Annotated in this window: 19 protein-coding genes and 1 riboswitch; of the genes, 3 read left to right on the top strand and 16 right to left on the bottom strand. The window is 46.8% G+C overall.

Annotated elements, in window-relative coordinates; genetic code table 11:
* Positions 1-73: 73 nt before the first annotated feature.
* Positions 74-1,540: a cobyric acid synthase gene (locus AC0KUT_RS06200; protein WP_488834382.1), complete on the bottom strand. Its 1,467-nt coding sequence runs from the start codon at positions 1,538-1,540 to the stop codon at positions 74-76.
* A gap of 268 nt (positions 1,541-1,808) precedes the next feature.
* Between AC0KUT_RS06200 and mprF the strand changes: the two genes are divergently transcribed.
* The 3 genes from mprF to AC0KUT_RS06185 are packed head-to-tail and all read left to right on the top strand — an operon-like array spanning position 1,809 to position 6,639.
* Positions 1,809-4,388, top strand: coding sequence for a bifunctional lysylphosphatidylglycerol flippase/synthetase MprF (gene mprF / locus AC0KUT_RS06195; protein ID WP_488834379.1), 2,580 nt, complete (start codon positions 1,809-1,811; stop codon positions 4,386-4,388).
* Positions 4,385-5,752, top strand: a complete 1,368-nt coding sequence (locus AC0KUT_RS06190; protein WP_488834378.1) for an AcvB/VirJ family lysyl-phosphatidylglycerol hydrolase — start codon at positions 4,385-4,387, stop codon at positions 5,750-5,752. Before mprF ends, AC0KUT_RS06190 begins: the two co-directional genes overlap by 4 nt.
* 44 nt (positions 5,753-5,796) lie before the next feature.
* Entirely contained in the window at positions 5,797-6,639 is an 843-nt protein-coding gene (locus tag AC0KUT_RS06185) for a mechanosensitive ion channel family protein (protein ID WP_488834377.1), read from the top strand.
* Positions 6,640-6,678: 39 nt separating this feature from the next.
* Here the strand turns inward: AC0KUT_RS06185 and cobO are convergent, their stop codons facing one another.
* From cobO to AC0KUT_RS06110, 15 genes are all read right to left on the bottom strand, one after another.
* Positions 6,679-7,335 carry a cob(I)yrinic acid a,c-diamide adenosyltransferase gene (cobO, locus tag AC0KUT_RS06180; protein WP_488834375.1) on the bottom strand — a complete coding sequence of 219 codons (657 nt, stop codon included), beginning with the start codon at positions 7,333-7,335 and terminating at the stop codon, positions 6,679-6,681.
* A gap of 70 nt (positions 7,336-7,405) precedes the next feature.
* Positions 7,406-9,352, bottom strand: coding sequence for a TonB-dependent receptor (locus tag AC0KUT_RS06175; RefSeq protein WP_488834371.1), 1,947 nt, complete (start codon positions 9,350-9,352; stop codon positions 7,406-7,408).
* Between the two features lie 134 nt (positions 9,353-9,486).
* A riboswitch (cobalamin riboswitch) is annotated at positions 9,487-9,657 on the bottom strand.
* Positions 9,658-9,864: 207 nt separating this feature from the next.
* A complete protein-coding gene (locus AC0KUT_RS06170; protein ID WP_488834370.1) occupies positions 9,865-10,869 on the bottom strand; it encodes a class 1 fructose-bisphosphatase in 1,005 nt (334 codons plus the stop codon).
* Positions 10,870-10,984: 115 nt separating this feature from the next.
* On the bottom strand, positions 10,985-12,064 hold the full coding sequence (gene fbaA, locus AC0KUT_RS06165) for a class II fructose-bisphosphate aldolase (RefSeq protein ID WP_488834367.1): 1,080 nt from the start codon (positions 12,062-12,064) through the stop codon (positions 10,985-10,987).
* Positions 12,065-12,100: 36 nt separating this feature from the next.
* A complete protein-coding gene (gene tpiA, locus AC0KUT_RS06160; protein ID WP_488834366.1) occupies positions 12,101-12,877 on the bottom strand; it encodes a triose-phosphate isomerase in 777 nt (258 codons plus the stop codon).
* A gap of 385 nt (positions 12,878-13,262) precedes the next feature.
* Complete coding sequence (locus AC0KUT_RS06155) at positions 13,263-14,120, bottom strand: amidohydrolase family protein (protein WP_488834364.1); 858 nt, start codon at positions 14,118-14,120, stop codon at positions 13,263-13,265.
* Between the two features lie 76 nt (positions 14,121-14,196).
* A complete protein-coding gene (locus AC0KUT_RS06150; RefSeq protein ID WP_488835654.1) occupies positions 14,197-15,222 on the bottom strand; it encodes a class 1 fructose-bisphosphatase in 1,026 nt (341 codons plus the stop codon).
* 215 nt (positions 15,223-15,437) lie between these two features.
* Positions 15,438-16,517 (bottom strand): class II fructose-bisphosphate aldolase, encoded by a 1,080-nt coding sequence (gene fbaA / locus AC0KUT_RS06145; RefSeq protein WP_488834362.1) that lies wholly within the window; start codon positions 16,515-16,517, stop codon positions 15,438-15,440.
* A gap of 72 nt (positions 16,518-16,589) precedes the next feature.
* Positions 16,590-17,414, bottom strand: a complete 825-nt coding sequence (gene tpiA, locus AC0KUT_RS06140; protein WP_488834360.1) for a triose-phosphate isomerase — start codon at positions 17,412-17,414, stop codon at positions 16,590-16,592.
* 128 nt (positions 17,415-17,542) lie between these two features.
* Complete coding sequence (locus AC0KUT_RS06135; RefSeq protein WP_488834359.1) at positions 17,543-19,003, bottom strand: NAD(P)(+) transhydrogenase (Re/Si-specific) subunit beta; 1,461 nt, start codon at positions 19,001-19,003, stop codon at positions 17,543-17,545.
* Positions 19,003-19,296, bottom strand: coding sequence for an NAD(P) transhydrogenase subunit alpha part 2 (locus AC0KUT_RS06130; RefSeq protein WP_488834358.1), 294 nt, complete (start codon positions 19,294-19,296; stop codon positions 19,003-19,005). The genes AC0KUT_RS06135 and AC0KUT_RS06130 overlap by 1 nt, the downstream gene beginning before the upstream one ends.
* Complete coding sequence (locus AC0KUT_RS06125) at positions 19,293-20,429, bottom strand: NAD(P) transhydrogenase subunit alpha (RefSeq protein WP_488834355.1); 1,137 nt, start codon at positions 20,427-20,429, stop codon at positions 19,293-19,295. The genes AC0KUT_RS06130 and AC0KUT_RS06125 overlap by 4 nt, the downstream gene beginning before the upstream one ends.
* 628 nt (positions 20,430-21,057) lie before the next feature.
* A complete protein-coding gene (locus AC0KUT_RS06120) occupies positions 21,058-21,996 on the bottom strand; it encodes a sugar kinase (RefSeq protein ID WP_488834354.1) in 939 nt (312 codons plus the stop codon).
* Positions 21,997-22,063: 67 nt separating this feature from the next.
* Positions 22,064-23,335: an MFS transporter gene (locus AC0KUT_RS06115; RefSeq protein WP_488834352.1), complete on the bottom strand. Its 1,272-nt coding sequence runs from the start codon at positions 23,333-23,335 to the stop codon at positions 22,064-22,066.
* Positions 23,332-23,682, bottom strand: coding sequence for a cupin domain-containing protein (locus tag AC0KUT_RS06110; protein ID WP_488834351.1), 351 nt, complete (start codon positions 23,680-23,682; stop codon positions 23,332-23,334). The genes AC0KUT_RS06115 and AC0KUT_RS06110 overlap by 4 nt, the downstream gene beginning before the upstream one ends.

Genomic DNA, 23,682 nt, shown 5'->3' with positions numbered 1-23,682 from the left:
ACACCTTCAAAAATCGCGGCATTACTGAACAAATTATAGGTAATTTAAGCAACCGTTTAGGCCACTCAGGTCGTTAGAACCCTTCATGCAACCAACTCGTTAGCCACCCTTGATCTAGCGCGGCCTCTGTCTCCTGCGCTAAACGCTCTAACTGTTGTTCACGCAGTTGCGCTAAATCAATTGTTTCCTCTGTAGTGACTCCCAACCACAAAAGCAATTGCGCGAGGGCCTCTGGTTGATCAAAAATACCGTGAAGGTAGGTGCCAGCCACTTGCTGATCTGTACTTATAGCCCCATCGGGCGCCAATCCTTCAGTGCGCGCCAAATAACAAAAAGGCTGTGCGAGCGCCGGCCCTTCGGAAATACCACAGTGAATCTCATAACCACTTATGGGGGTTTTTCGATCCCATAAAAAGCCCTGCTGCTGACGCAATATTTTATCTGGCGCAAAGGTTGTCTCCATGGCGAGATAACCTAGAGCTTGAGTGCTGCCTGCAGCAGGCTCTACGCCAAGCGGGTCATGAATCTGCTCGCCGAGCATTTGAAAACCACCGCAAATCCCCAATATTTTCCCGCCGTAGCGCAGATGTTTTTGCAGCCCGATCTCCCAACCTTGCGCACGCAAAAAGTCTAAGTCTGCACGCACATGCTTACTGCCGGGAATAATAATGAGGTCACAGGGCGGAATCGCTTGTCCTGGACCAAGCCATAAAAAGTCGACCTGAGGGTGCAAGCGCAGCACATCCATATCGGTGTGATTAGAAATGCGCGGTAATGCTAATGCGACTACCCGCAACTTGGCTGCGAGCTTTGGTACCGAGGTTGTGAGTGCATCTTCAGCATCTAGATAGAGACCATTGATATAGGGAATCACACCCAGCACAGGCTTTCCTGTTCTTTGCTCAAGCCAATCTAAACCTGACTGCAATAAACCCATATCGCCGCGAAAGCGATTGATTACAAAACCTATTACGCGCTGTTGCTCGGACTCACTCAACAACGCCAAGGTACCCACTAAGTGAGCAAAAACACCACCGCGATCGATGTCAGCAATGATAATCACAGGGCAATCTACTGCTTCAGCAAAACCCATATTGGCGATGTCACTGTCGCGCAGATTTATCTCTGCGGGGCTGCCTGCACCCTCCACCACAATAAAATCATATTGCGCTTGCAAGCGGCTATAGGAATCCAACACAAACTCCATCGCCTGATTTTTATAATCGTGATAAACCGCTGCATCCATATCGGTAATAGCACGCCCCTGCACAATAATTTGCGCGCGGGTATCGCTGGTTGGCTTGATTAAAATGGGATTCATATCCGTGTGTGGGGCCAAACCCGCAGCCTGAGCCTGCAGTGCCTGAGCGCGCCCGATCTCACCACCATCAACAGTGACTGCCGAATTTAATGCCATGTTTTGCGGCTTAAAGGGTACAACGGACAAGCCGCGGTTTTTTAACATACGACAGAGCGCGGCGACCAAGGTAGTTTTCCCAGCATCGGAGGTGGTGCCCTGAATCATGAGTGTTTTCGTCATAAATTATTTTGTTTGCGTGATAAGCGACCTAGCCGCGTAAAAAAAGTGAAAAATCATTAAAACTATAGAATCAAACCCATTAGTAGCTGTCATTATGGCGACAACTCTACTGCCCACTTAAACACCCAAACTCAGCCTCCTATCAAAAATGACTGCGGCAACAATTTTGACGCTAACATGCTTTTAATCTGATGATATTCCCCCTTGCTCTTCGCACTACTGTAAAGTAACCACTCATCGATATTTCACTCTGTTTATAGGTACCAACTTGATTGGATTGCGCAGCTTAATAAATACTTTACCTATTGTCGCAGGCTTACTTGCGCTCTATATGGTTCACAGTGAAATCACCACCTATGATCTCAACGTAAATAGCGCTAGCGTGATTCTGCTTGATTTTTCGTGGTCCAGCCTCGGAGCCGCGCTACTGTTAACCATTCTCGGTTATACATTACTGGCACTCTATGATTACCTCGCCATGCGTCAATTTAAGCATCCCATAGGCTGGCAAGGCGCGCTTAAAGTTGGCTTCCTCAGTTTTGCCGTAAGCAATAATGCTGGTCATGCTTACCTCTCTGGCGGCTCGATTCGTTTCAGTTTCTATTCTGCTTGGGGGCTTAATGCCACCGCCATAGGCCAAGTCATTTTATTTGGCAGCATGACCTATTTTTTAGGTGCGCTCACACTTTTTTGCTTTTCTGCATTTTTGTTAACACCTGCACAACTGCAAGACCCCGCACTACTGGGTGGACACTTGTATTGGTTAATGGCGGGCACTTTTATTATTTTAATTGGCTATTGGGGGGTTGTTATCTTCCACCCTCGAATTCGCTGGCGGAAAATTGATTTTCACCTGCCATCCCCCATCATGACGCTAATACAAAGCCTATTGGGTTCTGCCGATTTAATTCTCGCCAGCTTGGTGCTTTACTGTTTACTCTACCCTGCTACCGACATGCCTTTTGTATGGTTTTTTACCATCTACATAATGGCGCAACTTATTGGATTGTTCAGCCAAGTACCCGGCGGCATAGGTGTATTTGAAGGTACCTTTTTATATTTAGCCGGCTCGCAGTATGACCATCAATTGCTCATAATGGCGTTACTTACCTACCGCATCATTTACTTCTTTATACCGCTTGCTATAGCACTACCTTGGCTATTATTACGGCAGAAGCACCAAGAGCGACTCGTTTCACTCAGTCGCAAAGGCGCACATTACAGCGGGAAAATATTAACTCGGCTCGCACATTTTTCCCAGCAAACTTTGATTCGAATACTTGCCAGCCTTTTAGTTATTGCTGGCATTGTACTGCTGCTTTCAGGTAGTACACCCGCGATTCCTGCGCGCTTAAATTCGCTCACGCAACTTATTGGGTTGCCGCTGGTAGAAATGTCTCACTTGCTCGGTAGCATAGTAGGCATATTTCTACTCATTTTGGCGCGCGCCGTTAGCCTTCGCATAAAAGTAGCTTATCCACTGACGCTGATACTGCTCGTAAGTGGTATCATTTTTTCGCTCGCTAAAGGCCTAGATTACGAAGAGGCAGGGTTTTTGAGCTGTCTCTTATTTATTTTCATTCCCTGCCGTCGTTATTTTTACCGTAAATCTAATTTTGAAGAGAAATTCCTCAGCCGCGATTGGATCATACTCATTATTTCAATTGCGGCCATGAGTATCTATATTGGTTTTATCACTTATGCAGAGATAGATTACAGCCACGAACTCTGGTGGCAGTTCACGCGTGACGCGAATGTCTCGCGCTTTTTGCGCTCAAGCCTTCTGGTCAGTTTGATATGCGGTGGCGCCATGGCCTACTACCTGCTATCGCGCAGCCGCTACAGCCCTAGCTTACCTACCCAAGAAGAATTACTGAATGCCGAAACACTCGTTCGTGCGAACTCAAAACCTGATCAATTTATTTACTTGAGTGGCGATAAATATTTCTTTTGGAACGAAAATAAAGACTGCTTCATCGCCTACACCACCAGCCACAAATACTGGATTGCGTTAAACGACCCCTGTGGCAACAGCGCAAGTTTTAACAACCTCGTGCGCGAATTTCGCGCTGCTGCCGACATTTATGGCGCCAAGCCCGTTTTCTATCGCGTAGGCGCGCAGGGCCTTGGGCTTTATGCCGACCTCGGCTTGCAGCTCATTAAACTAGGTGAAGAGGCGCATATCGATATTCAAGAATTTTCACTGAAGGGTAACGCGCAAACAGCCTTTCGCACTAGCATCAACAAACTAACTCGTGAAGGTTATGAGTTTCACATTTTAGCGCGCGATAAGTTTCACGAGCAGCTGCCACAGTTACGCGCAATTTCAGACCAATGGTTAGAACATAAAAAAGCACGCGAAAAAGGTTTCTCGCTGGGGTTCTTTAGCGACGACTATATACTCAAGTCTGACATTGCCACCATCACCAAAGATGGCACTATCATAGCATTCGCCAATTTACTGGCCACTAACACGCCCAATGAAATATCGATTGACCTTATGCGCTATGGCAGTATTGCCCCCAAAGGCACAATGGATTTTTTGCTTATTAATATTTTGCTTTGGGCTAAAACCAAAGACTACAAATGGTTTAACTTAGGTATGGCTCCACTTGCCGGCATGGATAACGATAAGCTTGCACCACTTTGGCAGCGCTTAGGCTCATCCATTTATAAGTTGGAAAATGAATTTTACGACTTTAAAGGCCTACATAAATACAAAGAAAAGTTTCACCCACAATGGCAGCCAATTTATTTAGCGTTGCCCTCTAGTAAGCATATTCCCAGTGTTATTTTTACCATCACAAATGCTATCTCAGGCGGCATGAAAGGAAACTTCACCAAATGAAATCCCTCTTGTTCGCTGGATTATTTTTATGCAGTGTCAGTGTGTGCTTGAGTGCCGCGCAACCTTTAGGCCCCTATGCACCCGAGCAATTTTCTTGGGGCGATTTTGGCACTACCGAAGTTTATAGTGGTGGCACGGCAGGGGTTGAGTTAATTCTCACCGATAATGCCTCATTAACAGATGCGCGTGAACTTGCAGCTCACCTGAGCCAACAAGGGAAACTCGCCGCCATACTATCCATAGATAACTACCTAAAAAATATTACACAGACAAAAACCTCCTGTTTCGATGCGGCAACCCCGCTTTCAGTTTACGCACAAGACTTACAGCAGCATCATGCGTTTTACCATTTTGAACCTGCGATTATTACTGGCCTAGGTGCCGCAGCAGATTATCTCTTTGTCATGCTCAGCCAGACACCCAAGGGGCTATTTCGCGGCGCATTTAGCCATCGACAAGATGTATTAATCAGCAGCAGCCTTCTATCACTTCCACTCAACCTTTGCCGCCCCAACCCTGCAGCCATTTGGAACCCTCAAAACCACTGGCTTAGTCTAGATTTCAATGAGACTGTCGCTACGCCTTGGCAAGCTTCAAACAATAACAATGCGCAAGGTCTATGGCTTAGCAACACCTTTGTCTCGTCCAATTGGATGCAAGAGCGAGACAACGTTGAAAAACAATTATTTAACGCGCCCATTGAGGCTAAAGCCGCAAGGGATGTCAGCTCGCTACCTTTAGTGGAAGTGGATGCGCAATCACAAGGACAATATTTTAATACGGATATATTCGCCGTTATTATTTCTGGCGATGGTGGCTGGGCAAATATCGACAAAGATATTGCCAACGGACTAGCCGCCAAGGGAATCGCTAGTGTCGGCTGGAATTCGTTAGAGTATTTTTGGGAGGGCAAAACACCTGACATTGCTGGGCATGATTTACAGCAGGTACTTTCCACCTACAGCGAGCGCTGGCATAAATCTAAGATCATCTTGATTGGTTTCTCCATGGGTGCCGACGTCATGCCTTTTATGGTTAATAAGCTGAGTGCACAAACAAAAGAAAACATTCTGAGTGTCAATTTACTTAATCCATCTACTACAGTGGATTTTGAGTTTCACCTGAGCGGCTGGTTAAATGCGCAAGCCAGCGCTCCCTTTCAAGCCACGCCCGAACTCGCCAACTGGTCAACCTGGAAAACCAATTGTTTTTATTCGACCAAGGAGCAAAGCCTTTGTGCTGCCATTGCGCAAGGTAAAAATAATACACAGCAAAACAAAAAGCTCTTTTATCTTGAAGGTGACCATCATTTCAATGGCAATAGTAAAGAGCTAACGCAATTAATTATATCGAATGGTTTATAGCGCTGAAGCGACCTGAACAATTACCACTATAGGAAGAAAAACGAATGCGCGAGCTGAAGTGGCTAAACAATTTACCAGAAGGCTATGACATTGCTCTTATCCTTGTGGTTACCCTCATTCTGGTAAAGATAATAAAAGTCATCATTAATCAGAAATTACTACGCATTCAACATCACACCAATTATGATTCAACCGGATTGATTTTCGCTAGGCGCAGCTTGATTACACTTACCTACGCACTAGGTATTGGCTTTGCTCTGGCTAAAATTCCAGACTTTGAAATAATAGGCCATTCATTAATCGCAGGTGCAGGACTTATAACGCTCATTACTGGTTTGGCCTCACAGCAAATTTTGAGCAATGTTTTTAGCGGCTTACTTATTGTCATCTTCAAGCCGTTTAAAATCGGCGATCGAATTACTGTCGATGGATTTAGCGGCACCGTTGAAGACATCAATCTGCGTCAATTTATTCTGCGTGATACTGAGAATAACCGCGTCGTAATCCCCAACAGTTTAGTTGGGAGCACTCCACTCATTAACTTTAATCACACGGATACACGCTGCTGTAAAACACTAGAAATTGGGATTTCTTATACAGCCAATATCGATAAGGCCTTTGAGTTAATGATTGCAGAAATTGAAGCCCACCCACTTCACATTGACGGAAGAACTCTACAGCAAATAGACAAAGGCATACCAAAAGTGATCACCAAGGTAGTTGCCTTAGGGGAGTCAGCCATCACTATTAAAGCGTGGACATGGGCCAAAGATGCTTCCGACAGCATCAACCTTTACTATGACTTACTGAAATCCATTAAAGAAGCATTTGACCGAGAGGGAATAGATATCCCCTTTCCCCAACGCACTCTTCACTACGCAAAATAGCACATCAAATAACAAAGAAAAAGGAAAAAGAGCCGAACACTACCACTCAATTCCCTTTTGCGCTTTTACGCCCTGATTAAAGGCGTGTTTAACCTGCTTAACTTCACTGAACGTATCGGCTAAGTCTTCCAAATATTTTTTCGCACCGCGGCCGGTAATAATCACATTTTGATTAAGAGGGCGATTTTGAATAGCAGTGATTACCTTGTCTTTATCAAGATACTTATAATTGAGCATATAAGTCAGCTCATCGAGCAGCACTAAATGCACCTCCGGGTCGCTGAACACATGTTCGCACTCAGCCCAAGCAGCTTCGGCAGCCTGCTTATCCTGCTCAGCATTTTGTGTCTCCCAGGTAAAACCTGTACCCATCACAAAATATTCAAGCTTAGGGTGTTCACCGCGAAAAAGGCTTTCGGTTAAAAAGTTTTTTTCGCCACATTCCCAAGTGCCCTTAATAAACTGCACTATAGCCACTTTATAACCATGGCCTAAACAGCGCACTGCGGTACCAAAACCCGATGAGCTTTTTCCCTTACCATCGCCAGTTAACACAATTACCACACCGCGATCTTCCGTTGCGCGTGCAATTTTTGCATCCACAATTTCTTTTCGCTGTTGCATGCGCTCCTTATGGCGCGCCTGTTGCTCAGGCGTTTTTCCGCTTGAGCCTACATCGTTTGCATCGTCTGACATGTTGATTGCCCTCATGACAGCTGGGTAGCTTGCGGCTACCCAACTGTTTAAAATTAACAGCCATTATGCATTAAAAGCTGTAGCTAATACTGGCCTCATAGTTTCGCTCAGGTTGTGGGTATTGCCCCCATATAGAGTGATAACCTGCATATAATTCGTTAGTTATATTGTTAACACGAGCACTGAGCTCTATTTGTTTATAGCTATATACCACTGCCACATTAAAAACAGTCAATGGCTTTAATTGAGGCTGAGCATTTTTTTCATCATCACCCTTGTAGCGAGAACCCGTATAAACACTTTCTAGCGATAAAGTCAGCGGAGCAATAGGTGTAAACAAAAGATTAAAAGCCGCCGAATTTTCAGCCACAAAAGGAACCTGCTTATTTTCGTACGCACCCTCTATTACTTTGGCATCGAGATAAGTGTAATTGAAACCAAATGCCAATTCAGCACTCAACCGCGCATCCACATCCAACGTAAAGCCCTGACGCTCGGAATCAGGCAGATTAATATTTGCGTAATTAATTGAATCAAATACTATTTGATCATTTAGCGTCATTTCATACCATGCATAAGAAACCTGCGTATCGCCACTTTGCCATTCAGCACCAAATTCCACTGAATCACCGGTTTGCGGCTTTAAAAATAAAACACCAGGCATGACAGTATTATTTTCATCGGCATTTCCGAAACGGAAACTTTCAGCATAACGGCCAAAAACACGCCACTCGTTGGTCAGCTGATAGTTCAAGCCTAGCTCACTCGCTGTTAAATCATCTTTTTGTACTCTAGCTTTCAGATAATTTTGATCTTCAACAGCAGACTGCCGAACGCCGATATTAGCAGTTAACTTTGGCAATAAAGGGTACACCAAGTGCACATAGCAGCTATTTTGCTGCTGGTTAGAATTAACAGATGCCCAAATATTATTACTCTCATAATCACTTTCAATCTGATCGTAACCAATTGTGGCTATAGCCGTGCCGTGAACAAGAGCATATTCACCAATCAACCGTGGAGTAAAGCTTTTCACTCTAACAGAGTACTCTGTTGGGGCTGGTATTGCGCCACCCCAATAATTGTCATAGAAGTAAACGCCCTCTTCGTCACGGTCCGAATATTCAGCTTGCAGCAACCAATGTTCCAATAAATCGATACCGCCGCCGACACGCCATGTATCAGTATCCTGATTGCTGTAATCATTGAATGAATCACTATGATGGCGATCGAGTTCTGCCTGAAAATCACTGATAGAACCGGGCAAACGCAAGTCATCACTCACTGCCTGCCCTTCAATAAATACAAAACCCTTCGCAAAATCGTACCGTACATTACCCAATACATTTTCATAGGCCGACTGGTTGTTATCGCGATAATTATCGGCATTACGCTTTTGCGCAGATACGCTATAGCTCAAACCATTTAAAAAACCCTGACTTAAACTTGCGCTAAAGTCTTCGAGGTTGCCAGTACCTGTTGTTGCACTGATAGAACCATTAACGTCACCTGCCGTAGCGCGACGAGTAATAATATTAATCACGCCGCCTACCGCTTGATCGCCATAGAGCACGCCCGCACTGCCCTGCACAATTTCAATGCGTTCAACATCTTTTAAGGAAACTGTGTTTAACGCCGGTGCAGCAAGCGAAGGATTGTTTAGCTTGCGGCCATCCACCAAGACCAACACATTGTTAGCGCCGGACAAACCGCGCATAGACGCCGTGACATTGCGTGCGCCGCTACCGTCGGAGTCGGTTAATTGAATACCTGCCTGAGTGCGCAACACTTCAGATAGAAGCTTTGCACCACTCACCCGAATTTCATCGGCAGTGATGATTTTAATTTGGGTGGCAACGGGCATTTGAGCGGTTTCGCTGCGCGTCGCACTCACATAAACGTTTTCGATTTTTTCAGCACTGGTGGTTTTTGCAAGCGCAATACTAGCGGATGTGGTCATTGCAATAATGGCAGCACTCAGACTGGCAAGCTTGAAATTACTTGATGGGAGAAACATTGAACACCTCAATCCTAATGGGATGAGGGAGGGAAAGCGGAAAAGCTTAGCGTAGTTTGCGCAGGCGAAAACGAACGGCGCACCACAAGATTTCCACCGATGCTGCCCTCCGCGACATCGTGAATAAATGGAGCTGTAGCTCCGTTGTTAAGGCTGGTATCGGACTCATGCTGAGTAAGCATTTACCGTTGCGGGGGCAGTCTCGGAATTGTTCGCAGCCTGCAGCTACGATACGCACCGAATTCCCATTGACTCTGACCCTAAGGTTTTCACCTTCATCAGACACCTCGGGCGCGCAAACTACGGGGTTAGACGCGCCAAGTCAAGCGCGACAGCAGCCAAATACACAGCCTTAACGGCACAGGGCGCTCAATCATCATCAACAAAAACGGCAGACTGCGAAGCCTGCCGTTTTTTGATTTGATGTAAAATATTCAGTAAAAACGTTGTTAATACACTTCAATAAAACATGACACACAAAATTTTTGGGGCTCTTCTCTATGACCAAGCGACTAATCTAAATAACTTAAGCACAGATCTACCTCTTCCGCAGAACCTAAAAACACCGACACACGCTCATGTAAGGCTTGAGGTTTAATGCTGAGAATCGTTTCGATACCTGCGCTCGTTTCACCAAAGGCTTTGCCGCCAGCGTGTTCAATTAATAGCGCCATAGGGTTAGCTTCGTAGAGCAAGCGCAACTTGGCAGGCTGATCTAGATTGCGGCTGTCACGTGGATATAAAAACACACCGCCGCGCATTAATACGCGGTGCACATCGCCTACCATAGCGGCATTCCAACGCATATTGAACCGCTTAGCGCGCACGCCTGTTTCACCGAGCAATAGATCGGCCATGTAGTGTTTAAAGCCCTCACCCCAAAAACGCTGGTTCGCCATATTCGCCGCAAATTCTTGCGTACTTGCGGGCACATCAAGCTGCTCTTGGGTAAGTACAAATGCATTGCTCTGCGCATCCAGAGTGTAGCAACGTGTGGGGCTGTCTGGCGCGGCCGTGGTCATAACCAACAGCGTAGCCGCACCATAGAGCACATAACCCGCGCACACTTGCGCTGACCCCGCCTGTAAAAAATGCAGCGCGCTATCGTCGGCGATATTATCCAGCGCAGGGTAAACCGTAAAGATGGTGCCAATTTGACCGTTAATATCTATATTGGAGGAACCGTCGAGTGGATCAAATGCAACCACATAGCGCCCTGCACTATTAGCAGCTACTACATACTCCTCTTCCTCCGAAGCCAGTGCGCGCACCTGTGGATTAGCCGCAAGCGCGTCTTTCAATAAATTATTCGCGATAACATCTAGGTTTTTTTGCGTTTCACCCTGCACATTCTCTACCGCGGCAGAACCCAACACACCTGCAAGTGCACCTTGATGAACCCGCGCGGCAATGTCGCGCGCGGTTTCAGTCACGCTCACAATAACTGTCGCCAAGGCTGGCTCAACCTGTTCTGCGACTAAACACTGTGCCAGTGTTTGTTTAGACAAAGCTTGCATATAGTTTTCCTTTTTCAATAGCAAGAAAACCGCTGAATAATCGAGATTGCTCAGCGGTTTTCTTGAAGACATTAGTTTTTAAGTAGCCCGCACAAGATAGGCCACCCGCGCTAACCTATTTGTACTGATTGATACAATTCAGGTCGGTAAACGACTGATGCAAGCGCTGTACCATGCCCTCTTCTAACTTGCGTAACCACACACGAGGATCATAGTATTTTTTATTTGGCTTGTCTTCGCCATCGGGATTACCAATTTGCCCCTGCAAATAAGCTTCATGCTGTTTGTAATATGCCATTACGCCCTGCCATGCAGCCCACTGAGTGTCAGTGTCTATGTTCATTTTTACCACACCATAGCTGATAGCTTCGGCTATATCAGCTGGCTCAGAACCAGAACCGCCATGAAAAACAAAATCCAAACTCTGTGCAGGTAATGCAAACTTTTCACTCACATAAGCCTGTGAGTTTTTCAAAATTTCTGGCGTGAGCTTAACATTGCCGGGCTTGTAGACTCCATGCACATTGCCAAAAGAGGCCGCTATGGTAAATTTATCGCTCACGGCACTCAAGCGCTCATAGGCATAGGCAACATCTTCAGGCTGCGTATAGAGTGCGGAGCTGTCGATACCAGAGTTATCCACACCGTCTTCTTCGCCGCCAGTACAACCCAACTCTATCTCAAGGGTCATACCCATTTTACTCATGCGCTGCAAGTACTCGACACAAATGTCGATATTTTCTTCCAGCAGTTCTTCAGAAAAGTCGAGCATATGCGAACTAAATAATGGCTTGCCCGTTTGCGCAAAATACACTTCACCCGCATCCAGTAGGCCATCAATCCAAGGTAATAAATTTTTTGCCGCATGATCGGTATGCAGAATTACCGGCACCCCATAAGCAGCAGCCACAGCGTGTACATAATGCGCGGCAGCTACTGCGCCCAGAATGGAGTTACCGTGGCCTTCAAGCTTAACGCCCTTTCCTAAAAAGAAAGATGAACCACCATGGGACAACTGCACAATAACGGGCGAACTAATAGCCCGCGCCGCCTCCAAGGTTGCATTGATCGAATTAGTACTTACCACGTTCACGGCGGGATAGGCACAGCCATTTACTTTCGCAAATTGATAGAGAGTTTTTACCTGCTCGCCAGTTGCAACGCCGGCGGGTACTAATGCGGCTAATGAGTTCATAAATAATTCCTGTACTGATCACACTTAATAAAAAATTTAATTTAACGCCTGCTCAGATGCCTGCTGGCAAATCGCGAGAAAGTGTCCTGGGTCCAAGCTCGCGCCGCCAACCAACACGCCATCGATATCTTCCTGTGCCATAAGGTCGCGCGCATTTGTTTTGTTTACGCTGCCGCCGTAAAGCAGACGCACGCGATTAGCAAGCTCTTCGCCGTAGAGGGATTTAAGCTCTCTGCGAATGAACTCATGAATCTGTTGCGCGATTTGCGGGGTTGCGGCAAGGCCCGTGCCTATAGCCCAAATGGGTTCATAGGCAATACAAATATCCTTGCCCGTCAAATCGATACCCTCCAGCCCTTCTCGCAGCTGCGTACCTATGACCTCTTCTGTGGTATTCGCTTCGCGCTCTGCTTGGTTTTCACCGATGCACAGTACCGGAAGCAAACCATGATTTAAGCTGGTTTGAATTTTTACACGGCAGCCTTCGTTGCTTTCATTGAACATAGCGCGACGTTCAGAGTGCCCGATCAAGCAGAGTGCGCAACCCGCTTGCTTGAGCATTTGCGCCGAGGTTTCACCGGTGTAAGCGCCCGACTCGTAGCGGCTTACATTTTGGCTGCCGACTTTAATTTCTGAGTGCTGTAAAAACGTCAGCATGTCGCGCATGTAGATATACGGAGGGCAGAGTGCAATTTGCGCATCAAAATGCTTGCCAATAAAAGGAGCCACTGAGGTGCAAATAAGCCCAACACTGCCATTGAGCTTCCAGTTGGCTATGACGATAGGTTTACGTTGTTTCGCTATTTGACTCATGGTGTTTACTCAACAAAAAATTGTGCCCGAAAAACGCCGCGCTTAACCCAGTCAAACGCCTAGACCTTTCTATTTGGCCCAGGGCTCGAATCGCTAAACAAGGCTACCAGCCTAAAGTTTGGCATACCTTGGCCATCCAGCAGTGCTAAGTCGATACTAAAAGCCTTAACTTTCACTGCTGAGCATTTATAATCGCACAGTTTTTTTGGTATGACAACTTTGGTATTACCAATTAATGAAATTAATACAAATTAGGTAATACCAAAGGTAAGGTGGACTATAAGTGAAGGGTGGCCATCAAGCCAATGTGAGGAACGACCTTAGCAGTAGGGAACACGAGCGCATAAGCCCACGGGAGGATAGCTATTGCCCCTAACGACATAACCTAGCATGTAGATTCCATAGGCCAATCCAACCACTCGCAAAGCCCGCGCCCCATAATCCAAGCGAGGTCTTCCGCGCTGAGCCAAGATAGCTGCTCAGTAAAGAGGTTTATTGCATCGCTATAACCAACAGGAGAGCGACTTAGATCTGTCCCCCAAAATAAGCGACGCGCCCCATAGTTATCAAACAGCTGCGCAAGAGCATCACTTACATCGACAAGCCTGCAGCCTGAATACATGAGTGCCGCCATAGCAGTCGTTTTAAGTGCAAAATTAGAATAGTTCGCCAAAGGGATAAGCGGCGCTATAGCAGCCATAAGCGCTGCGCGATTGGTAGGCAGTAAGTGAGGAGCAAGGTTGAGGTGATCTAGAGACAGGCGCAAGTCTGGATGCCGCTGCAGAATACGCGCAAGCGCCTGTGCCATTTGCGGTAAGCCCGGCAGCATAACTGTCACAGGAACAGCGGCGGCTTCAGCTTCTGCCCACACCCAATCAAAATCACCCGTTAAAAAAAGCGTTTGATCACGAGAAGAATGGAAAATAAAGCGCAACCCCAAAAAGCCTCGGTCGCGCCAAGTTTTTAGCTGGCCTCGGCTTGCCGCCAATTCAGGATCAAGCCGCCCCATGACACCAAAGCGCTGAGGATGCGCAGCAGCAGCGGCTAAGGCGAGGTCGTTGTAATGTCCCTCCCATGAAGGAGGAATTAAAATCCCACGAGCAACTCCCGCTGCAGCCATCGCCGTTAATAGTTGTTGCTGATCTACACCCTGCGACTGATGGGCTTGGGCTTGGGGATTAGGCCAAGGGCGCGCAAGAGTATGCGGCGCCCAAATATGTAAGTGCGCATCAACCAATTCCATAACCGCACCTACCTTTCTTAGGCATTAACCCCATCCAGCTTTAACGCAATTTACTCAAAAAAGTACCGTGAATTCCTCAAGCTTCATCCGTCACATCCATGTCAAATACAACTGCAGGCTCTTTTAACAAGTAGGTAACGCACACCTTCACCTCATTGGCCGAGCCTAAAATAACGGGCACGCGCTGGTGAAGCGATTGGGGCTCTATATCGAGAATGCGTTGGATTTCATCCTGCGCTTCACTGCAGGCTTTGCCACCGGCATTTTCGATGAGCATGGCCATGGGGTTGGCTTCGTAGAGCAAACGCAACTTGGCCGGTTGCTTGGCATTGCGGTTATCGCTGGGGTACATAAAGATTCCGCCGCGCGTGAGTACGCGGTGCACATCGCCCACCATGGCCGCATTCCAGCGCATGTTGTAGCGCAAGCCACGCGCGCCCGATTCGCCTTGCAATAGATCGGCGATGTAGCGCTGCATGTTGCCACCCCAGAAGCGTTGGTTAGACATGTTGATAGAAAATTCTTGCGTGCATTGCGGTACGGCTAACTTGCCATTGGTGAGTACAAATTCATTGCTTTGGCTGTCAAGGGTATAACAGCGCGTTGCGCCGCCCGTGCTAATAACGAGCAAGGTTGCGGCGCCATAGAGTACATAGCCCGCGCACACTTGTTGTTTACCCTGCTGATAAAAATGCGCGGGGCTATCCGCTGCCAATTGCGACAGTGCGGGGTAGACCGTGAAGATGGTGCCAATTTGCCCATTGATGTCGATGTTTGATGAGCCGTCGAGAGGATCAAAGGCGACGACATAGGGTGCACCTGCAGTAGCGGCAACCACTTGCTCTTCCTCTTCCGAGGCGAGCGCGCGCACCGCTGAATTTTGTAACAGCGCGGTTTTGATTAAATCGTTGGCGATGACATCTAATTTTTTTTGTGTTTCGCCCTGCACATTTTCGCGCTGCGCTGAACCGAGTATGCCCGCCAAGGCACCTTGACGCACGCAGAGTGCGATATCTTTGGCAACCTGGGTAAGGCTGCTAATAACGGATACTAATGCCGGTTCTACTTTGTCATGGTGTAAATCAGTATAGATAGTTTGCATAGGAGAATGCCCGAGCGTGAAACGCGTATGCCCATGAGTAACTGCGCAATGAGTAACAATGCCATGGGCGCTATTGTTGTTGTCGGCAGCAGTTAACACTGGCGGCTGGTGTGATGGAATGGAGTAGTGCATAACATAAATCTCGGTGTAGGCCTTACGCGCAGGGGGAAAAAAGCCGCGCGCCTTTTATAAGGCTGCGCGCTATTAATAAAATACTAGCGGTATTGATTTACACAATTCAAATCCGCAAAAGACTGTTGCAAACGCTGCACTATGCCCTCCTCCACTTTGCGCAGCCACACGCGTGGGTCGTAGTATTTTTTGTTGGGCTTGTCGTCGCCCTCAGGGTTGCCGATTTGCGCTTGCAAGTAGGCTTGATGCGCTTTGTAGTAGTCCATCACGCCCTGCCATGCGGCCCATTGGGTGTCGGTATCTATATTCATTTTGATCACGCCATAGCCAATTGCCTCGGCAATTTCCACTGGGTCGGAGCCCGAGCCGCCGTGAAAGACAAAATCCAAACTATTTGCAGGCAGATTAAATTTTTCACTCACATAGGTTTGCGAATTTTTTAAAATTGCGGGCGTAAGTTTTACATTGCCGGGCTTATACACGCCGTGCACATTGCCGAAAGAAGCGGCAATGGTGAACTTGTCGCTGATGGCGCTGAGCATTTCATAGGCGTAGGCGACATCCTCCGGCTGGGTGTAGAGCGCAGAGCTGTCCATGCCGGTGTTATCGACGCCATCTTCTTCGCCGCCGGTGCAACCCAGTTCTATCTCTAAGGTCATGCCGATTTTGCTCATGCGCGCTAAGTAGGCGGCACATATTTCAATATTTTCCGCGAGAGGCTCTTCAGACAAATCCAACATGTGCGAGCTGAACAGTGGCTTGCCGGTTTGCGCAAAAAATACTTCGCCCGCGTCTAATAACCCATCGATCCAGGGCAGTAACTTCTTGGCCGCGTGATCTGTGTGCAAAATAACGGGAACACCGTAGGCTTCTGCAACGGTATGCACATACTTAGCCGCCGCTACCGCGCCCAGCACGGAATTTTCTTGGCCGGTTAACTTTAAACCCTTGCCTAAAAAAAACGCCGAACCGCCGTGGGACAGCTGCACAATAACCGGTGAATTAACGGCGTGCGCTGCCTCTAAGGTGGCGTTAATAGAATTGGTGCCCACCACATTCACAGCGGGATACGCAAAGCCATGTTCTTTGGCATAACGAAACAGGGCTTGCACCTGATCACCGGTGGCTACACCGGGAGCAACTTGGTTTACTAACGAGCTCATTATAAAATCCTGTCAAAATATCAATCTAATTTTTTTACTGTCACTGGGTGTCGTTAACTTATTCACTCGCTACTACAACGAGGGCACAAGGCTGGGCTGAACCGCCAGCACCGAGGCCTGTTGGCAAATCGCCAAAAAGTGGCCTGGGTCTAAACTCGCACCGCCCACCAAAAGCCCGTCGATATCTTCTTGGCCCAACAACTCAGTCGCATTGGTTTTATTCACGCTGCCGCCGTAGAGCAAACGCAAACGCTGGGCCGTGGGCTCATCGTAAAGCGCGGCCAATTCACGGCGAATAAATTGATGCACTTCTTGGGCTTCTGCAGGCGATGCGGCCAAACCGGTACCAATCGCCCACACGGGTTCATAGGCAATACACAAATCTTTCGCGGTTAAATCTATACCTTCTAGGCCTTCGCTCAGCTGACGAAAAATCACATCCTTCGTAATACTCGCTTCGCGCTCCTCTTGGTTCTCACCAATGCAAAGCACGGGCAACAAGCCGTGATTGAGCGCCGTTTGCACCTTGATATTACAGCTGAGATTATTCTCGCGGAACATCGCGCGGCGCTCCGAGTGACCAATTAAACAAAGTGAGCAACCCGCCTGCTTCAACATTTGCGCCGAGGTCTCACCGGTGTAAGCACCCGACTCAAACTTACTCACATTTTGGCTGCCAATTTTAATTTCCGAATGCTGCAAAAACGTGAGCATGTCGCGCATATAAATATAGGGTGGGCACAGCGCAATCTGAATATCAAAATGCTTGCCAATAAAAGACGCCACCGAGGTGCAGATTAAATCTATACCGCCATTCAACTTCCAATTCGCGATCACCATAGGTTTACGCTTTTTGAGCGTGGTAGGGCTGTTGGGTACATGGGTTGCAGAATTCATAAACAATACTCAGCCAGCCAACCCTATCTAGAGGATCACCCTAGTGGGCTGGGTTGCATAAAATTAGTAAGGATTATTAACAAGACATTAAAATTTAAATGTCAAAATTAAAGGTTTCAATACAAGAGTTAATCTAACGTTTTAATCGCAGCAATAATTTCCGCTACCGCTTTTTGACCATCGCCATAAAGTAAACGGGTGTTGTCAGCATAGAAGAGCGCATTCTCAACACCTGAGAAGCCTCGCCCCTGACCCCGTTTTATGACAACACAGTTTCGCGCTTTGAACGCATTGAGAATTGGCATACCATAAATTGGGCTGCTCTTATCATTGCGCGCGTCAGGGTTGACTACATCATTTGCACCTATCACTAACACAACATCAGTGGTAGCAAACTCTTCATTAATTTCATCCAAATCTTGGATAATATCGTAGGGCACACCCGCCTCTGCAAGCAGCACATTCATATGGCCCGGCATACGTCCTGCAACAGGGTGAATCGCAAATTTAATCGTCACGTTATTCTTTTGTAACTGTTGCGTAAGCTCCCAAATTTTATGCTGCGCTTGGGCCACTGCCATACCATACCCAGGCACTATTAATACTTTTTCAGCGTAGGCCATCATCACACCTACATCACTCGCTTCAATAGCTTTCATACTGCCATTAATTTCATTGGTGCTCGCAGAACTGCTGCCAAAATTAGAAAACAATACATTGCTGATAGGGCGATTCATTGCACGCGCCATTAACTGCGTAAGCAAAGTACCTGCCGAGCCGACCACTACACCAGCAATCATCATGGCGGCGTTACCCAATACAAAACCTTCCACGCCTACAGCCAAACCGGTTAAGGCATTGAACAGACTGATAACCACCGGCATATCGGCACCGCCGATGGGCACTGTCATCAAAACACCGAACACCAAGGCCAACACAAAAAAACCAAGTAATAATTCACTGCTGAAATGAGCATCAACAATACGGTAAGTCGCATCCAACTCTACCGCTGAACAGAGTAAAAAACCCAAGGTTAAGGTCGCCACAAAAAATAATCCATTGACGGCTTGCTGACCTTTAAAACGAATCACCCCTTTCATAATTCCCTGTAATTTAAAGAATGCTATGAGTGATCCGGAAAAGGCAACAGTACCTATAATTGCACCAGCTACTGCCAGCACATGCACAATTAATGTATGACCACTCGCTTGGCGCGCCAAAACGTCGTGAACGCCTACAGGCTCTAACAGCTTCAATAATTCCACCGCCGCAATAGCCGCCGCCGCCCCGCCTCCCATACCGTTATAAAGCGCAATCATTTGCGGCATATCCGTCATGGCCACGCGCTTTCCAGTCCACCAAGCGATGATAGAACCCGACACAATTGCCACCATCATAAGTCCGTAGTTACCCAAGCCCGGATACAAAAATGTCGCAAGTGTGGCAATCAACATACCCACACCAGCCCAGATAATGCCTTGACGCGCATTTTTAGGTGATGACATGCGCTTTAAGCCGAGAATAAATAGAAGTGCTGCTAAAAAATAAGCGCCTTCAATGAAATTTCCCACTGCAAAAAAATCATTCATTATTTTTTCTCCTGCTTGGAAGATTTAAACATCTCCAGCATACGATCAGTGACCACATAGCCGCCCACAGCATTTCCTGCAGCGAGAAATACACCGATAAAACCTATCGCCAACTCCACATTTGTTTGCGCGCGCCCCATAGCGACCATTGCACCCACCAAGACTATACCGTGTACAAAATTAGAGCCGCTCATAAGTGGTGTATGCAAAATAACAGGCACTTTAGAGATCACCTCATAACCGGTGAATGCAGCCAACATAAAAATATACAGAGCTACCATACCTTCAATCATGATTGACTCCCCAGCAGTTGTTTAACGCGCTCATTCACTATGGCACCATCGCGTGTAATACAGGCCTGACGCACAATTTCATCGTCCCAATCTAAAACTAAGTCGCCATCTTTTATCCAGGGCGATAGAAAATTAAATAGATTTTTACTGAACATCTCCGAGGCGTGAACAGCAAGTTGTGCGGGCACATTCAATGGCCCTGCAATGATTACACCTTGGTGCTCGATAGTGGCGCCAGCTTGGGTTAATGCACAATTGCCACCACCTTCAGAGGCCAAATCCACTATCACGGCGCCCGCCTGCATCATGGCTACCGCAGCGGCATCTATTAATTTAGGTGACGGCCGCCCCGGAATCGCCGCGGTAGTGATCACTGCATCAGATTTCGCGATATGCTTATCTACAATCGCTTTTTGCTGCGCAAGCTCATCTGCTGTTAATTCGCGTGCATAGCCACCCTCACCTGCAGCATTAATTCCAGTATCAATAAATTTAGCGCCGAGCGATTCGCACTGCTCTTTCGTCTCAGGACGAATATCGTAAGCCTCCACAACTGCACCCAGACGTTTGGCAGTAGCAATAGCCTGTAAGCCTGCAACACCCGCTCCCAGCACCAATACCTTTGCAGGGCGCACTGTGCCCGCAGCCGTAGTCAGCATGGGGAAAAACTTTGCACTCAGGTTCGCTGCGAGCAATACGCCCTTGTAACCCGCTACAGCAGCTTGAGATGAAAGTGTATCCATACTCTGAGCACGAGAAATACGCGGAATATATTCTGTTGCCCAACTGCTTATATTTTTTGCAGCCAGTGCTTTTATCACATCTATGTTTTTATGCGGTGTAAGCGCCCCTAACAACAAGCAACCGTCCTGCATCATGGCTACTTCAGCAAGGGTCGGTGCTTGCACTTTAAAAATAACATTTGCCCGTTGAAAAACACGGGCGGCATCGGCCACAAACGTTAAATTGTCGCCGCTATATTTTTCATCAGGGAAATAAGCTGCGGCACCAGCCGCGCATTCCATCACTATAGGAACCTGCAGCTTTGCGAACTTTTGTAGCACCTCTGGCGACATAGCGACACGCCGTTCGTCGCCACTGTGTTCACACACAACTCCAATCGTGAGTTTCATAGTTCTATTCTCTTAATTTCCAGTTCTCATTCGAACTTTTAATCTAACAGTCCCGTTAACACAGAGACCTCATTTGATCTAAATAGACATGGCTTATTTAATTTATAGTCTGGCCTATAAAAATAATATTTTGTAACATCAAATACTTATAAAAGGTTTTGCTATATGAACTTTTTGATGAGACAAAATACAGCGCCACAAAAAATATTTAGACAATAGTGCCCCTGAAGCCTAACAACTTCATGATGACATTCCTAGAAACCGGCCTTGCACAGCGATATGTTCAACGGGCAGAAAGCACCTACGCCCAACTCAATTTGTATTAATTCCGCGTCATAAAAAACATTCAACAAACATATAACAACTCGGACAATACAGTTGAACTATTCGAACCACATCACCCTCGCAAAGCCTAGCGAATGGAAAGTGTGGCATGAATCCATGCCAAAACTCTCGCTAGACGACAGACAATCACCTTGTCTGATGTGAGGGGATATGCATATCGAGCAAGGTCAAAAAAAACAACGTTCATAGTTGACCCCTAAATATAAAAAAAAGATCGTTGTCGTATTGCTAGGGTGCGAATAGCTACTACATGCCACCCTATAGCAACACCGACAATAGTTAATTAAGAAATTAACGCCTCAGTCCAAAATTCCTGAAAAATCGGCGCAGGTATAATTGCCCCTCGGTGTTGAATTACCACTGCTGCGCTTTTTGCTGCAAGTGCCAATGCTCGCTCACCAGCAATGCCGGCCATTTTTGCGCCCAAATAGACCCCATTGAAAGAGTCACCGGCGGAGGTTGTATCCACAACATTACTGACAGGTGTTATGGCATAGCGATGAATTTTTCCCTCACGCAAAAGGCACAATTCTTCAGGACCATTTTTTACGACGACTTCAGACACAGAATATTTACTTAGAAAATCATTGATGCTTTCAATAGTATTTAAACCGTAGAGTTGCATAAAATCATCCACACCCGGAAGGAGCAAATCGCTAAAGCCAAACGCTTGATCAAAATTGACCTTTGCCTCTTCGGGGTTACCCCAAAGCCGTGAACGATAATTGGGGTCGAACACTATTTTTACACCGGCCTCTTTTAATCGAGCCAGCAACAGCCAAAGTAAATCTCTATCTGCTGCAGGTATTACGGCAAGTGAAATACCTGAAAAGAAGAAATACTCAGCCTGCGCAATTTTCTCGATATGCGTTGTAGTCAATAGCCGCAAAACTTGACGCGCAGCTGAATCATTTCGCCAATAGGTAAATGAGCGTTCACCTTGAGCATCTGTTTTTATCCAATAAAGCCCAGGAATTTTATCCGGCGAACGACAAATGAACTGAGTATCAATATTTTCCTGCGCAAAAAAATCGACCATGGAATCGCTGAGCGAATCTTGTCCCACTGCGGTCAGCAGGCAAGTATCAAGCTGCGGAAATGCACGTTTTAAATACACGGCGGTATTAAACACATCGCCCGCAAATGACTGTTGCAGCAAGCCTGTTTCCAGCTGCAACAACTCTGCCATGCACTCCCCCATCAATACAATTCTACTCATCATTCGCCTTACTCATAATCTGCTGTTTTCACAGAAAAGCGCACATCAATACGCCAGTTTTTTGCCTAGGTTAAACAGACTTTCTTTTTACCGGCTCTAACTTTCCAGCCAAACACACTGACAGGAAGACCAACGGCACCAAAACAGCCCCTAAGATAAAGAATGGTGTGTAGTCGCCACCTTTGGTTAATAGTGGAACCAATTGAATGGAAATAATCACACTCAACACCGCCGAAGTACCACTCATACCCGCTAAAGAACCGACTGTTTTACCCGAGAAAAAATCACTCGGCATCGTTTGAATATTGCTAATTGCCGCTTGAAATCCAAATAAAATTACCGCAATCAACATAACCGCTAACAACGGCGTATTGGCCATAGACGTTAAGATAAGGGCAGGTAACATCACCACACACCCCAGCAAAATAACACCCTTACGCGCCTTATTAACTGACCAGCCGCGCCCTAACAAGCGCCCACACAGCCAACCGCCAAAGAGCGCACCTATAGCTGCGCCCACGTAGGGAACCCAGCCAAAAATACCAATTTGCTTTACATCAAAACCAAATTTTTCATTGAGATACAATGGCAACCATGCAACAAACAACCACCAAATAGGATCAATAAAAAAGCGCGCAGCTATAACACCCCAGCTTTGACGATGCTTTAAAATTTCTAACCAACCTGGCACATATTCCGCTTCAGTTTCAGTGGCTTTTTTCTGTCCCGATAGAATATATTCACGCTCTTCTGGCGTAATCCACGGATGCGCTTCTGGACCAGACTTGTACACGATAAGCCATGGTATAACCCAAATAAAACCCAAGCCACCTATGATGAAAAATGTTGATTTCCAGCCTACAAATGCATACATAAATGCGATAAGCGGCGGCGCGATAATAGAACCCAACGAAGCGCCGGCGCCAAAAATACCTTGCGCCAGTGCGCGCTCTTTAACCGGAAACCATTCTGCATTAGCCTTAGTGGCACCGGGCCAATTACCCGCCTCGCCAATCCCCAATAGAAAGCGGAAAATGCTAAACGACACCACTGACTGTGCGACTGAATGCAGCGCAATTGAAACGGACCAAACAACAATCGACAGCAGAAAACCTAAGCGCGTCCCCACTGCATCAAATATCTTTCCAAACAGGGATTGACCTATAGCATAGGCAATCATAAACACCGTAATAATATTGGCGTAATCTTGTTTCCCCAACCCCAAGTCAGCAGCAATACCCGGCCACATAACAGCCAATGCCGATCTATCTATATAGTTAATTACCGTGGCAATTGAGACTAAGGTAATCACCAACCAGCGCAAACCTTTTACCGTTATCATGCTACATCTCCCAAAAAGTCATCGCGTCTTGGGCTGAAGGTATCAATTAAAATTCCCGCTTTAATGCAGAGCGCGCCATGTTCAACATCTGGCGGAATAAAATAACAGTCGCCCCCCGCCATACGCTTGATAACACCGCCCACATTGACATCAAACTCGCCACTTACAATATAGGTAACTTGAGAATGCCGATGTTTATGCACATAGCCTTCAGAACCGTCCTCAAACCAGACTTTAACTACCATGAGTTCATCATTGTATCCGAGAATTTGGCGAGTGATCCCACCGCCCAATTCTTCCTTTTTTACGCTGTCACCAAATAAAAATTCTTCGCTGGAATTCTTCAT

It is taken from the genome of Cellvibrio sp. 25HG11W-0 (assembly GCF_057815475.1).
Note: the sequence above shows the minus strand (reverse complement) of the source record. Positions and strands in the feature narration are given on the sequence as shown.